Origin of the sequence: Bacillus sp. FSL R5-0422 (assembly GCF_038610765.1) — a bacterium.
In the GTDB taxonomy this organism is placed as follows: domain Bacteria; phylum Bacillota; class Bacilli; order Bacillales; family Bacillaceae; genus Bacillus; species Bacillus pumilus_O.
Genome location: NZ_CP152014.1, coordinates 543,759 through 556,771, shown reverse-complemented (window position 1 = coordinate 556,771; position 13,013 = coordinate 543,759). Strand labels below are relative to the sequence as shown.

General features: G+C 40.5%; 14 protein-coding genes. 5 read left to right on the top strand and 9 right to left on the bottom strand.

Annotated features, from left to right (window positions below):
- Window positions 1-126: 126 nt before the first annotated feature.
- Window positions 127-1,323: an MFS transporter gene (locus tag MKX52_RS02715; RefSeq protein ID WP_342491425.1), complete on the bottom strand. Its 1,197-nt coding sequence runs from the start codon at window positions 1,321-1,323 to the stop codon at window positions 127-129.
- Window positions 1,324-1,354: 31 nt separating this feature from the next.
- Window positions 1,355-1,960 carry a TetR/AcrR family transcriptional regulator gene (locus MKX52_RS02710; RefSeq protein ID WP_012009026.1) on the bottom strand — a complete coding sequence of 202 codons (606 nt, stop codon included), beginning with the start codon at window positions 1,958-1,960 and terminating at the stop codon, window positions 1,355-1,357.
- A 203-nt stretch (window positions 1,961-2,163) separates the two neighbouring features.
- Between MKX52_RS02710 and MKX52_RS02705 the strand changes: the two genes are divergently transcribed.
- Both MKX52_RS02705 and MKX52_RS02700 read left to right on the top strand, forming a co-directional pair.
- Window positions 2,164-2,616 carry a MarR family transcriptional regulator gene (locus tag MKX52_RS02705; protein ID WP_144456951.1) on the top strand — a complete coding sequence of 151 codons (453 nt, stop codon included), beginning with the start codon at window positions 2,164-2,166 and terminating at the stop codon, window positions 2,614-2,616.
- Window positions 2,617-2,672: 56 nt separating this feature from the next.
- Window positions 2,673-3,572, top strand: a complete 900-nt coding sequence (locus tag MKX52_RS02700; RefSeq protein ID WP_342491424.1) for an alpha/beta hydrolase — start codon at window positions 2,673-2,675, stop codon at window positions 3,570-3,572.
- 33 nt (window positions 3,573-3,605) lie between these two features.
- On the opposite strand, the gene MKX52_RS02695 is transcribed toward MKX52_RS02700, so the two are convergent.
- Window positions 3,606-4,754 carry a type II asparaginase gene (locus tag MKX52_RS02695; RefSeq protein ID WP_144456955.1) on the bottom strand — a complete coding sequence of 383 codons (1,149 nt, stop codon included), beginning with the start codon at window positions 4,752-4,754 and terminating at the stop codon, window positions 3,606-3,608.
- A gap of 278 nt (window positions 4,755-5,032) precedes the next feature.
- On the opposite strand from MKX52_RS02695, the gene MKX52_RS02690 reads away from it, so the two are divergent.
- Window positions 5,033-5,401 carry a UPF0715 family protein gene (locus MKX52_RS02690; RefSeq protein WP_342491423.1) on the top strand — a complete coding sequence of 123 codons (369 nt, stop codon included), beginning with the start codon at window positions 5,033-5,035 and terminating at the stop codon, window positions 5,399-5,401.
- A 149-nt stretch (window positions 5,402-5,550) separates the two neighbouring features.
- On the opposite strand, the gene MKX52_RS02685 is transcribed toward MKX52_RS02690, so the two are convergent.
- The 5 genes from MKX52_RS02685 to MKX52_RS02665 form a co-directional block, all read right to left on the bottom strand.
- Window positions 5,551-6,312, bottom strand: coding sequence for an SDR family NAD(P)-dependent oxidoreductase (locus tag MKX52_RS02685; RefSeq protein WP_342491422.1), 762 nt, complete (start codon window positions 6,310-6,312; stop codon window positions 5,551-5,553).
- Window positions 6,313-6,416: 104 nt separating this feature from the next.
- A complete protein-coding gene (locus MKX52_RS02680; RefSeq protein ID WP_342491421.1) occupies window positions 6,417-6,782 on the bottom strand; it encodes an MmcQ/YjbR family DNA-binding protein in 366 nt (121 codons plus the stop codon).
- A 142-nt stretch (window positions 6,783-6,924) separates the two neighbouring features.
- Window positions 6,925-7,818 carry an alpha/beta hydrolase gene (locus MKX52_RS02675; protein ID WP_342491420.1) on the bottom strand — a complete coding sequence of 298 codons (894 nt, stop codon included), beginning with the start codon at window positions 7,816-7,818 and terminating at the stop codon, window positions 6,925-6,927.
- Between the two features lie 194 nt (window positions 7,819-8,012).
- Complete coding sequence (locus MKX52_RS02670) at window positions 8,013-9,452, bottom strand: DHA2 family efflux MFS transporter permease subunit (protein WP_012009017.1); 1,440 nt, start codon at window positions 9,450-9,452, stop codon at window positions 8,013-8,015.
- A gap of 72 nt (window positions 9,453-9,524) precedes the next feature.
- The gene (locus MKX52_RS02665) at window positions 9,525-10,103 is read right to left on the bottom strand and encodes a TetR/AcrR family transcriptional regulator (protein ID WP_144482193.1); all 579 of its coding nucleotides are present in this window, start codon (window positions 10,101-10,103) and stop codon (window positions 9,525-9,527) included.
- A gap of 305 nt (window positions 10,104-10,408) precedes the next feature.
- Between MKX52_RS02665 and MKX52_RS02660 the strand changes: the two genes are divergently transcribed.
- A complete protein-coding gene (locus MKX52_RS02660; RefSeq protein WP_003214284.1) occupies window positions 10,409-11,140 on the top strand; it encodes a glycoside hydrolase family 16 protein in 732 nt (243 codons plus the stop codon).
- 42 nt (window positions 11,141-11,182) lie between these two features.
- On the opposite strand, the gene MKX52_RS02655 is transcribed toward MKX52_RS02660, so the two are convergent.
- Window positions 11,183-11,584, bottom strand: a complete 402-nt coding sequence (locus MKX52_RS02655) for a MerR family transcriptional regulator (RefSeq protein WP_088003280.1) — start codon at window positions 11,582-11,584, stop codon at window positions 11,183-11,185.
- 204 nt (window positions 11,585-11,788) lie between these two features.
- Here MKX52_RS02655 and MKX52_RS02650 point away from each other — a divergent pair, with 204 nt between their 5' ends.
- On the top strand, window positions 11,789-12,838 hold the full coding sequence (locus tag MKX52_RS02650) for an NAD(P)-dependent alcohol dehydrogenase (RefSeq protein WP_088003281.1): 1,050 nt from the start codon (window positions 11,789-11,791) through the stop codon (window positions 12,836-12,838).
- Window positions 12,839-13,013: the final 175 nt, after the last annotated feature.

Below are 13,013 nucleotides of genomic sequence, written 5' to 3'. Positions count from 1 at the left end.
TAGGAAGGCCGAGCACTGGCGCGGAGCGAATTTGACATTCGTGAGCACCGGCGCGCAGACCTGACAACGAATGCGAAGGTTTGTCTACACGCTGAAGAGACCTCTATCAAGGTCTCTTTTCTATTATTATGCCGCAGGCTCTTCCGCCTTCCCCTTCCAAATAAGGGTTAACCCTAATCCAAGAAATAAGACAACACCTGCGAATAGAAATGGGAAGTGTATATTTTGATCGAATAAAATCCCGCCAAGGGCTGGGCCAAAAATCGTACCAAGGCTTGTGTAGGTAGAGTTCATCCCTGCGACAAAACCTTGCTGATTGCCAGCGATTTTTGATAAAAAGGTCGTTAATGCTGGACGCAATAAATCAAAGGCTAAGAAAATGACACATGTGACAATCAGGACTACCATAAAGCTTGAGACGACAGTTGAAACAAAAGCGAGCACCGCTCCAACGATCAAGCAAAGCTGAATGACTCTTTTTTCCCCAAGAGCATTTACGAGTTTCCCAAACACCAGCACTTGGATGATAACAGCCACAATCGAGCTGACCGTAATAATCACCGCAATATCTTTTGGACCAAATCCAAACTTATGATTTGTAAACAGACTAAATACCGTTTCATATGCAGACAGTCCAAACGCGAGAACAAACACAATAATAAAAGCGATGAGATAGCTTGGATGAATCGATCTTTTCAAATCTTTAAAGAAGGTCGATTCCTTCACTTGATCCATCTGCTTCGCTCTCTCTTCTTTTGTTAATGGCTCCTTTAGCAAAAGCATAGACGAAATGACGGCTATAAAGGCAATCCCTGCTGCAAAGAAGAATGGCAAACGTACGCCGTATTCTGCGATAAATCCGCCAATCCCAGGACCAATAATAAAGCCGGTACTAATGGCCGCTGACACATATCCCATTGCCTTTGATCTTTCTTGAACGGTCGTGATATCTGCGACATAAGCAGTGACAGCTGGCATAATAAATGCCGCACTAATACCGCCTAGCAGTCTTGCAAAATATAGCACATACACGTGTGTCCCAAGACCGAAGACGAGTTCTGATAACGCAAATAGAAACAGTCCTGACACAATCATAATCTTTCTTCCGTAGCGGTCTACCCATCTCCCTGCAATAGGTGATGCAATGAGCTGAGCCACAGCAAACGCCGCCACAAGGTATCCCATCGTACTTCCCGTTAGATGCATCACATTCATGAATAACGGCATGACAGGAATGATAAGGCCGATGCCTAAAAAGGCAATAAATATGTTACTTAATAAAATAACGAGAACAGCTTTTTGCTCACGAATCGGTTTTTGCATGATGTTTGTTTCCCCTTTATTGATTCAATTGTTACTCATGATGGTTGATTCCGTGAATAATCAATGAGATCGCTTGTTTTTGCAATTCTTTTTTCTCTTCAATTGGATCATTTTTATACAGCACATCTAATCCGTAAAAAACGGATAATAATATTTTCACTGTTGACTCCACATGCTGGATTGACCAGCTGCCGTCTTCGTTACCTTCAAGTATGATGTCTCTCATCACATCATCAAAGTCGGCATCAATTTTGTTCAGCCGTTCCATAACCTCGTCTGATGTAAAGGCACTTGCACAAAATTCCTCACTTGCTCTCATTAATGGATAATTAATGCCCATTTGACTGAGTAGTTCTGCAAATCCTGCGAGCTGATCAATGGCCTGGTGCATCGTTTGTTTTTCCTGATGCCACGTCTCCATCATCAAAAGATGATCCTCTTCCATAATATGAAGGAACAAAAACTCTTTTCCTTTAAAATGGTGATAGAGATTGCCTTTACTCACTTCAGCCGCTTCTAGAATATCTCGCACAGAAGTTTCTGAGTACCCCTTTTTTGCAAATAAATCACGTGAAGCGGTGACGATTTTTCGCTTCGTCTTCTCGCTTTTTTCAGCCCCGCTTTGTGTGCTTGTCATCTTTCACAATCCCTTCTACCTTGCTTTTCTTCATCAGGACAAACAAAAACCGACCAGTTGGTTTATTTTTTATTATAAATGGATTTTTTTTAAAATACAATGAAAAAGTCATTGAAACGATCACTGTGTCATCTCCTCATTTAATTTATCTTAATATTTAACTTTCCTTAACTATAAACATCACCTATAATGAAATAGAGGTGATGTCATTGGATGAGGAAATCATTCATTACAGTAAAAAAATCATTGAATACTCGAATGCTCTAGGCTCCATTTATGTAGAAGAGTATCAACGTTTTTTAAAACATGAGTATGCAGATTTATCGGCTAAACAAGAGCTGACTCTTGAATTATTACGGACAAAAACAAGAACCATCAACGAGCTAGCTGATTACTTTTCCATTTCGGCAAGTGCCGCTAGCCAGCTTGTATCAAAGCTTGAACAACTTGGCTATGTTAAACGAGAAATTAATCCGCAGAACCGACGGGAAATCATTGTGGATTTTGCTCAAAAGGGGCATGACTTTCACAAGAATACAGAAGAAATTCAATTGCACCTCATTCAAAAATACTATGCAAAGCTTCCTAAAGACGATTTAAAAACATTATTATCTCTATACGAAAAAATCTATCAGATTGCGAAAGAAGCGCCTTGATTTGGTGTTTCTTTCTTCAACATTTAAGTTAATTAAACTATTAAGGGGATGAAAGTATGAACAGTATTCTTTTACAAGATGGACGTCATATTGGTTTGTGTGAATACGGCGATCTAGCAGGATTTCCAATATTCTTTTTTCACGGAACCCCTGGGTCAAGAGTCATGTTTTTAGAAGATGACCCCATTTCTAAAGAGCTCGGTATTCGTCTCATCTGTTTAGACAGACCGGGATTCGGTTTATCTACCCCTCAACCTGAACGCACGATTTTAGATTGGGCAAAAGATGTGCTAGAGGTAGCAGATCAACTCGGCATTCACCATTTTTCAGTGATGGGTGTATCTGGAGGCGGCGCATTCGCTGCTGCCTGTGCTTATCAATTGCCGAATCAAGTGCTTTCAGCCGCTCTGATTTCAAGTACAACGCCATTTCAGGACGGAAAACCACCTAAAAGTATGCTCAAAGAAAACAAATTGGCTTTTTTCCTCAGTAAGAAATTCCCTTGGCTATTGAAAGCAAGCTATCGTTCTCAAAAAAAGATGATTGAGAACAAACCTGAGAAATTTAAGAATCTAGCCAAAAATGGAAACAAACATCTACATCCATGGGATCGTCAATTCCTTCAAACTGATGAGCAATTAGAGATGATGATGACACATTTACACGAAGCCACTCGTCAATCGGTGGATGAATGTATTCGTGAACCAGATTTACTCTCACGTCCGTGGGCATTCGATATGAAGGATATTCAAATTCCTGTTGATGTATGGCATGGAAAGGAAGATTCGATGGCTCCGTTTGTCGAAATAGAAAAAATCGCGCCTCGCATTCCAAACGTCAAAACCAATTATATCGATGAAGCGGGACATTTTCTTACGGATGTAGACGATATTTGGCGAGATATTTTACTTTCTTTAAAAACACGTGCAAAAGAGCATCATCAGGAGCACGTATAAAAAAAGACCCGAAGCTTCGGGTCCCTTTCTTCATTAATACTTTTCATAAAATGTCTGCACTTTACTTGGATCTTTTGTCTTCGTTAGAGCGAGCATAAGCAGAATACGTGCTTTTTGTGGGTTCAATGAATCTGATGAGACAAAGTGATGTTCATCATCCATTTTTTCATGGGTCACAATCCCATTGCCTGCACGGCTTGATCTCACGACGACTACATCTTTCTTCACGGCATCTGTTGCCCCTTTGATGGCTTCTGTTGACATTGTTCCATTTCCGGCTGCGGCAACGACTATCCCTTTCGCTCCTGCTTTTACTGCTGCATCATACATATATTTTTGATCATTTTGATAGCCGTATAAAATATCGACTTGTGGTAATTCCTTTATGTTTGATACATCAAATTCACTTTCAGACGTATGTTTTCTGGTCGGTTCGTTATAAAAGGAAACCACTTCACCAGCAATTTCTCCAATGTAGCCATGTTCAAGAGACTTGAAGGAATCGGTTGTGGTCGTATTTGTCTTCGTAATAAATCGAGCGGATGCAATTCGGTCATTTAACGTGACCATGACCCCTTTACCTTTGGCTTCTTTTGTAGATGCAATTTTCACCGCATGATACAAGTTTAGCGGGCCATCCGCACTGATAGCAGATGCTGGACGCATTGAGCCAACGACTACAACTGGTTTATCACTTTTGACAACCAGATTTAAAAAGTAAGCGGTCTCTTCAAGCGTATCTGTTCCATGTGTGATAACAATTCCATCTACTTGATCATCGTTTAAGAGTTTATTCACTCGTTTGGCTAATTTTAAAAGAAGAGCATCATCCACATTTTCACTGCCTACGTTCGCCACCTGCTCACCGGTTACGTTTGCAATATCCTTTAGCTGTGGAACTGAGGCAATGACTTTATCGATACCAAGTGCACCAGATTTATAACCTGTCGTATCGGTATCACTGTCTGAACTTCCGGCAATTGTCCCGCCTGTTGCTAAGACTTTAATATTAGATAAGGACTTATTCCCCGTTTCTACGGCTGTCGTTTTGTCCTTTGATTCATTAGATGCGGTTTCATTTTCGTTTTGATTTTTCTCTTGGGTACTTGTATTGGCACAAGCTGCTGTCAACAGTAATAAAACAGAAAGTAGGACAGCACCTAACCATTTTGTTACGTTCATTCGATCATCTCTTTTCTTAAATGTGATGGATTCAAAGCTAGGTCTCTTTCTATAGGGTTTACTTTATACCATTCCTTCATTCATCAGCATGAGGCGAAAGATTCAGAACCAAATAAAGGAAGAAAGAAGATTATCATAATTATTTATTTACATCTAAATACCTAAATTCACTTTTATAAAAGAGAATATTCGGGTCGTTCAATGAATGACAGAAAACGATGCTAGCTCATCAATTTATGATAAAATATAGGAAATTCTTCAAAAAAGGAGTATATCTAGTGCAATTGCTTCAATCATTTCACAAAATCCTAATCACACTATTCCTTAGTTCGATTTTACTCAGTCTGTTCGTATGCTTCTATCCACCGATTCAGGGCGAGCCTGCGTTCTTGGTATTTTACGTTCCTATCTTTTTTGTTTGTTATTTCGTCTTTGCGGTTCCTTTGCAGTTATTGTTTTCTTTGCAGCCAAAGGCTTTCCATCCACTTTATCTTGCTGCTTATTTAATGATTGCAATGGTTGTCATGCTTTTTGTGATTGATGGTATCGGGATTTCAACATCTATACCTATCATCATCATGAGCAGTTTGATCTACTGGGTCTCTGATTCTTTGCTTTATCAAAGAACATATGAAAAAAACACCTAACGTGAAGGTGTTTTTTTCAATTGGTATCCATTTTAGTTTGAGTAAGTTTCGCAGGACGGACGAGATTTTCTACTACATATGGTTACATACTAGTTAATCATGCCATAAAAAAATCACCGAGGGCATCTTCCCTCAGTGATGTGTCATGTCTATTTCATACTTGAGCCAGCATGTGAAAAAATTGGATCTTTTAATTCAAAATCAAAGGTCTTGCCGTCAACTATACCGACTGTTTTTTCATGATCATACAGCTCAAGCAGACAGGCTGCCATTTCTTTTGATGTATGATATTTCTTGATATTGCCTTCATATTCGAATTGATCGACATCTAATGAACGCTTTGCAAATTCTGATTCTGTTGCAGAAGGTGCTAATATTTTCGCCTGTAACTTAGCTCCCTTTTCTTTCAACTCTAGTGCTAGTCCTTCTGTAAAGGCGCTCACGTAAAACTTCGTGGCTGAATAGGTGACGGCATTGCCGACGACTGTATAGCCCGCTCTTGAAGAAATGTTGATCAGCTGAGCCCCTTCTACTTGCTCATAATCATGAACAAATAAAGTGGATAAAATCGTTAATGCTTCGATATTCAGGTGAAGCATATCCCCAATTTTACTTAGATCCTGCTCTCCAATCGAGCCGAAATGGCCGAATCCTGCATTATTAATGAAGGTGTCGAGCTCATATTCAGCCAATGATTCATAAAATGAATTCACTTGCGCCATGTCGGTTAAATCGACAGACTGTATGTTTACTTTAATATCGGGATATTGATCAAGAATCTCTTTCTTCAGTTCTTGGAGTTTCTCGAGCCGGCGTGCAGCTAAAATAAGATTTTTGCCTCGTGCTGCAAAGGCCAGTGCCGCCTCATATCCAATACCTGAACTTGCTCCTGTAATGACTGTATAGCCCATTTGATATCCCCCTATTCACGTCTTCTCACTGTTTAAATTATAACGAGAGCATTTCGTTCTAGTCAATTTTGAAGGGATTCTCAGGGTTATTCATTTGTCTAGCTTCATTCATCTTGTTGGAGGATAGCTTGTTGAGATTTTTTTGTTAATTTGAGGAAAACCAATTGATAGGAATGTTCGATTAATTCCTCTACAAATGATGATGGAATGTCTGCATCAAGGTAGATGGAATTCCAATGAGTCTTATTCATATAATAGCCTGGGATAATCCCCTCATGCATCTCTCTTAGTTCTTCAGCACGTTGAGGGTCACATTTTAATGTGATAACAGGCTTTCGATTCGCATCCCCGCCCATCATAGCAAACATCTTTCCACCAATATGATAACGATCTGCCTGCCATTCTGGCTGATAATCATGGGTGACTCCTTTTAAAGAAAGACAAAATGCCTGTAGTTTCTCTTTTTCCATTAGTTTCATCTCCTTTTTAAGTCGTCTTCTATTCTTTCTATTATATCGACTATAAAGGCAAATATCTGATCTTTTTCATTCACTTCACAATAATAAAGCACAGACCCGCTGGGTTCTGTGCTCTTATCTCAATGTTTCTTTCTTATTCAAATGCCTTTTTCAATTGATCACTCATGAGATGCCAAGCTTCTTCAGCTATTTCTAAATCTCCAGCATGTGTGAAGGCGTGGGGGACTCCTTTAAACTGTCTGTATGTGACGTCTACCCCTGCTTCTTTTAACTTCTCCGCATATTGTTCGGCTTCTTGAGCTAGCGAATCTCTTTCAGCTGTGATAACGAGAGCTGGTGGCAATTGGGCCAAAGATGAACGATCGGCAAAGATTGGAGAAACGAGCGGATTGTGCGGATCTTGGCCTTGCAGATAGAAGGCGTTAAAGAGTCTCGCCATTTCAACTGGGATCGCTTCTTCAAATGCTGGCTTTTGTGCTGGATCAGTGGCTAAATCAAGTGGCGGATAATCAAGCACTTGATAGACAATCGGGAGTGGATTCCCTTTTTGAATATTTAAGAGACAAGCAGCGGTTGCCAGGTTTCCTCCTGCGCTATGTCCGCCAACGGCTATTGCTTTGGGGTCTATTTGAAGCTCATCAGGGTGTTCATACAACCACTTCAGGACATCGTAGCATTCATGAAGTGCGGCTGGAAAAGGATGCTCTGGGGCAAGTTGATACTCGACATTGACGACGATACATTGTGCCCTGTCTGCAATGACCGGACACCAGTGATTATCCATTTCAGCACTGCCTAGGATAAATCCTCCGCCATGTAAATTCACAAAAACGGGAAGCGGCTGCTTTGATGTGTTGATCGGCTTAAATACCCATACCTTTGTTTCACCAGCACTTGTTGGAATGTCATATTCCATTTTGTTCACTTCGGGAGGATGGACTGGTTTTAATTCCGATTGACTCGGTAATGAACCTTCAGCTGGTTGACGTAATGACGCTGCGATTTTGATTTGCTCTTGTAAGTTCATGATCTCAGTCTCCTATCTTATTCATTTCTTCTTAACACATTCGTTCCTTTTTCCTCTTTTCCTTCTACTGAATGAGCAGCACATTCTATTTGGTTCACTTTTTATCTATCTCCCCATTTTCGCCCTCTTTGAAACAAACATTGAACAAATAAAAAAGCACTGCGGCGCTAAGTCCTCAGTGCTTTTCATCTATTTTATGAAACTTGTTGTTCTACCTTCACTCGTTTAATGAAGAAAGCGATGATTAAACCAATGACGGTCATGATCACAGCAAAGATAAATGCATGCTGGACGCCATTTGTAAAGGCGAGCAGCTGATTCATCGGATTTGCAGGATCAGCCACATTTTCCATAAAGCTGCGGGTTCCTGATGAAAGGATCGAAATACCAACCGCAGTACCAATGGCTCCTGACACCTGCTGCAATGTATTCATAATCGCTGTACCATGCGGATATAGCTCTGGCGGCAGCTGATTTAACCCATTTGTTTGTGCAGGCATCATAATCATCGCGATTCCGACCATTAACGTAATGTGAAGGGTCACAATGTATCCAATCGATGTATTCACACTTAGATTAGTGAAACCTAACATCGTTGCTGCAACGATCGCAAGCCCTGGAATCACAAGCCATTTCGGTCCGAACTTATCAAATAATCCACCCATGATTGGAGATAGCAGACCGTTGATAATTCCACCTGGCAATAGCATTAAACCTGCTGTAAAGGTCGTTAGTGCCAAGGATGTTTGCAAATATAATGGCAAAATCATCATAGCAGATAGCATCACCATCATACACACTAAGATTAGCAGTAACCCAATGACAAACATCGGATATTTAAACGGGCTTAAGTTCAGCATCGGTTCCTTCATATTCAACTGTCTGAGAGAGAATACAAGAATCCCAATGACACCTACTACAATTGCAACGATCACATGCATACTGCCCCAGCCGCCGCCTTCACCGGCACTACTAAAGCCGTACACAATTCCTCCGAAACCAATGGTTGAAAGCACAATCGATAAAATGTCGATTTTCGGTCTTGTTGGTTCTGTAATATTTTGCATGAAAATAAAACCAAAGACGAGTGCAGCAATTAATAGCGGAAGTGAAATCCAGAAAATCCAATGCCAAGTCAGCGATTTCAAAATAAGACCAGAGACTGTTGGGCCAACAGCTGGTGCAAACATGATCACAAGACCTATAATCCCCATAGATCTGCCTCGTTTATGAGGAGGGATGATCACCAAAATCGTATTGAACATCAATGGAAGAAGCAATGCTGTTCCGACAGCCTGTACGACACGTGCCACCATTAAAATACTAAAGACTGGCGCAACTGCTGCGATAAAAGTTCCAATGATCGAAAAGACGAGCGACGTCATGAAAAGCTGTCTTGTTGTAAACCATTGAAGAATAAGTCCTGAAATGGGTACGAGAATACCGAGTGTTAATAAATATCCTGTTGTTAGCCACTGAGCTGTCGTCGCTTCAATTCCAAAGTCTAACGTTAAGCTTCTTAGTGCCATATTGAGTGCCGTTTCACTGAACAGACCAATAAAACCAGCTGTGATAAATGAGATAATAATGGGCAGCGTTCGAATATGAGAATTTGCTGCTTGCTGTTTGTTCATAGTAGGTTGGCTCCTTTTCTTTTTCAATTTAAATCAATCATAGGAAGTGAGGATGGTCAGAAATGAGCCACTTCAATGTCTATTGAAAACAGATAAAATCTGTTTTTCTGCAGCGAATTGAGCAATTTTTTCGATTGAATAACCAGATTCATGAATATAAAACATCAGTTCAGGCGTCATTGGAGAGGACATACAAAGTGTGGTCAGCTCAATATCCTGTATGCTCGCTTCCCCTTTTTCATCTGCTTCTTCTAGCAAATCACGAATCATTTGTCTAAGCGATTGACTGTAATGGCAATCATACACTTTACTCGTCTGCTCTAAATTCCCAGATATCGTCAGCATCCGAATCCAGTCTAAATGATGACCGACAATGAGGTGAATTTCTTCGAGGACATAACGCAAACGTTCACGAACCGGCTGGTCACAGATTTTGCTCAAGTAAAGATGCAAAGCAGGAATCAGCTGTTCAAATTTTTCTCCAAGGATCGAAAGGCACAAATCACTTTTATTGGCATAACGGCGATAAAGAGTACCCTGTCCAACACCAGCTGTTTTGGCAATTTTATGCATGCTAACATTTTCCACGCCAAATTCCTGAAACAAAGAAAAAGCGACTTCTTCAATTTCCTTCCCAATATCCTTTTCCATGATGCTTCACCTTCTTTACCTTCATCCAAATTACACTTCTCTCTATGTGTTCAATCAAAACTTTTTTGTTTTCATTAGGACAATTGTACCGGTATTATCTTACGGACAACTGTCCGCTTTGTCAATCATTCTTTAGTAATTCGCTTGAAAAAGATCATTTTCTTTCATAACTTCCTATGAAATAAGAGAAGAATCTAGTAAAAAATCCTCCTTAATATCATATATTAGACCGATTTTCGATTTCGAGAGAATCAGGTATGATCAATTAAGAAAACGCTTTCAAAATAAGAGAGGGGAATGCCTACATGTCTTACCGTGTGAAACGAATGTTGATGTTGCTTGTCACTGGAATCGTCTTGAGTTTATCCACATTTACTGCGGGTGCCTCGGCCCAAACGGGTGGATCGTTTTATGAGCCTTTTAACAACTATAATACGGGGTTATGGCAAAAAGCCGATGGGTACTCGAATGGAAATATGTTTAACTGTACGTGGCGTGCAAACAATGTCTCAATGACGTCGTTAGGTGAAATGCGATTATCGCTCACAAGTCCTTCCTATAATAAGTTTGACTGCGGAGAAAACCGTTCTACTCAAACATATGGCTACGGGCTTTATGAAGTCAGCATGAAACCAGCCAAAAATGTGGGGATCGTGTCTTCGTTCTTTACTTATACAGGACCGACGGATGGTACGCCTTGGGATGAAATTGACATCGAATTTCTAGGGAAAGATACGACAAAGGTTCAGTTTAACTACTATACCAATGGTGTAGGAAATCATGAAAAGATCGTTAACCTTGGTTTTGATGCAGCTAACTCATATCACACGTATGCATTTGACTGGCAGCCTAACTCGATTAAATGGTATGTAGACGGACAATTAAAACATACTGCCACTACTCAAATCCCTCAAACGCCAGGAAAGATTATGATGAACCTGTGGAATGGTGCAGGTGTCGATGAATGGCTCGGCTCCTATAACGGTGTTACACCACTCCACGCACATTATAACTGGGTGCGTTACACAAAAAGATAACCACATCAGAAAACCTGTGACTTGTCACAGGTTTTTCTTCATTCAAATGGAATTGGTTTTTAGTTGATGAACGAGCTTTTGTTCATAACTGTGGATAATATCTTCATAACTTTCTATCTTATAATCTAATCGCTTAATCGTCTCTTCGATTTCCTTTTGCTTTTCTACAAGTCTTTCTCGCTCATTGACCAAAATACTTTTTCGCGAGGACAGGGTATGATCCTCGCCCTCAATAAATAAAGCTGTATATTCTCGAAGTGCATCAATTGAGAGACCCGCATTTCTCATACATTTGATAAATTCAATCCACTGAATATCCTCTTCTGCATAATCACGAATACCGCTTTCATCACGACGGATCGGTCGAATTAACCCAATATTCTCGTAGTATCTGAGCGTAGCAGTAGATAAATCGAGCTGCTTGGCGGCTTGTGCTATTTTCATTGTTTTCACCCTTCTCTTCTTCTCTCACCTTATGAAAAATGAAATTCCTTCTTTTTATCATCTCCAATTTGATAGAGAACGCAAGATGCTTTTGGCTCAATTCTTTAAAAAGCCTGAAGAGGGTTCTCCATTGACTTAGAGTTCACTTTAAGACGTACAGTATAGAAGTAAAACAGAATCTTACTTTTGAAAGGATGATCCAGAATGTGTCAGACGCACCAATCAAACGTTTTAAGTGTTTCACATGCAAAAGCGAATTTTGAACGGACAACCATTGAACGAAGAGCGCTTCGTCCACATGATATTTTAATTGATATTCAATTTAGCGGAATCTGTCATTCAGATATCCACAGCGCCTTTGATGAATGGGGCGGCGGTATTTTCCCAATGGTTCCGGGTCATGAGATTACTGGAGTTGTTGCGGCTGTCGGTGATGATGTGACGAAATTTCAGATTGGAGACCGTGTAGGCGTTGGTTGCTTTGTGGATTCCTGCGGCACCTGTGAATATTGCCAAAATGGAGACGAGCAATATTGTACGAAAGGAGTCGTCCAAACCTATAATAGCATTGATTATGACGGGGAACCAACTTATGGCGGCTATAGTCAGAAGATTGTCGTGACAGAGCGTTTTGTCGTCAGCATTCCAGATCAACTATCCCTTGATGCCGCAAGTCCTCTCCTCTGCGCTGGCATTACCACTTATTCTCCATTAAAGCACTGGAAGGCAGGCCCGGGTAAAAAAGTCGCCATCGTCGGGATGGGTGGGCTCGGTCATGTAGCCATTCAATTCGCACGTGCACTTGGCGCTGAAGTCACGGTATTAAGCCGCTCGATGAATAAAAAAGAAGAGGCACTTTCATTTGGTGCAAAAGACTATTTTGCCACAAGTGATCCCGATACATTTAAAACATTAGCCGGTCAATATGACCTCATTCTCAATACAGTCTCTGCCAATATCAATGTAGACGCCTATTTGTCCTTACTTCGCGTCGATGGAACCTTAGTGAATGTCGGTGCACCGCCTAATCCAGATCAATTCCACGTCTTTTCATTAATTTCCGGCCGCCGCAGCATTGCAGGTTCACTCGTTGGCGGCATCCAAGAAACACAAGAAATGCTCGATTTCGCAGCTGCTCACAAGATCGCACCACAAATTGAAGTAATCAACGCAAGTCAAGTGGATGAAGCGTATGAACGTGTGCTAAAAAGTGATGTGCGTTATCGGTTTGTGATTGATATTTCGACATTATGATCGGATTCTATTTGGAATGACCAGCTCATCGGCTGGTCTTTTTTTAACGGTGGATATTTTGTTTTTCTTGTAGCAAGGATTCTTGAGAAGTTGATAAAAAATCTCTCTTTTTTAGAACTAAATTTATTGACAAAAAATAAATAAACATGATATTATTGAAAATTTGATTATTTTA

Bases quoted from the DNA above. Each gene is read 5' to 3' on its own strand.
- MKX52_RS02665 (WP_144482193.1), bottom strand. From the start codon at position 10,103: ATGGAAAAGGATATTGGGAAGGAAATTGAAGAAGTCGCTTTTTCTTTG.
- MKX52_RS02710 (WP_012009026.1), bottom strand. From the start codon at position 1,960: ATGACAAGCACACAAAGCGGGGCTGAAAAAAGCGAGAAGACGAAGCGA.
- MKX52_RS02675 (WP_342491420.1), bottom strand. From the start codon at position 7,818: ATGAACTTACAAGAGCAAATCAAAATCGCAGCGTCATTACGTCAACCA.
- MKX52_RS02680 (WP_342491421.1), bottom strand. From the start codon at position 6,782: ATGGAAAAAGAGAAACTACAGGCATTTTGTCTTTCTTTAAAAGGAGTC.
- MKX52_RS02715 (WP_342491425.1), bottom strand. From the start codon at position 1,323: ATGCAAAAACCGATTCGTGAGCAAAAAGCTGTTCTCGTTATTTTATTA.
- MKX52_RS02670 (WP_012009017.1), bottom strand. From the start codon at position 9,452: ATGAACAAACAGCAAGCAGCAAATTCTCATATTCGAACGCTGCCCATT.
- MKX52_RS02655 (WP_088003280.1), bottom strand. From the start codon at position 11,584: ATGAAAATAGCACAAGCCGCCAAGCAGCTCGATTTATCTACTGCTACG.
- MKX52_RS02700 (WP_342491424.1), top strand. From the start codon at position 2,673: ATGAACAGTATTCTTTTACAAGATGGACGTCATATTGGTTTGTGTGAA.
- MKX52_RS02695 (WP_144456955.1), bottom strand. From the start codon at position 4,754: ATGAACGTAACAAAATGGTTAGGTGCTGTCCTACTTTCTGTTTTATTA.
- MKX52_RS02705 (WP_144456951.1), top strand. From the start codon at position 2,164: ATGTCATTGGATGAGGAAATCATTCATTACAGTAAAAAAATCATTGAA.
- MKX52_RS02660 (WP_003214284.1), top strand. From the start codon at position 10,409: ATGTCTTACCGTGTGAAACGAATGTTGATGTTGCTTGTCACTGGAATC.
- MKX52_RS02650 (WP_088003281.1), top strand. From the start codon at position 11,789: ATGTGTCAGACGCACCAATCAAACGTTTTAAGTGTTTCACATGCAAAA.
- MKX52_RS02685 (WP_342491422.1), bottom strand. From the start codon at position 6,312: ATGGGCTATACAGTCATTACAGGAGCAAGTTCAGGTATTGGATATGAG.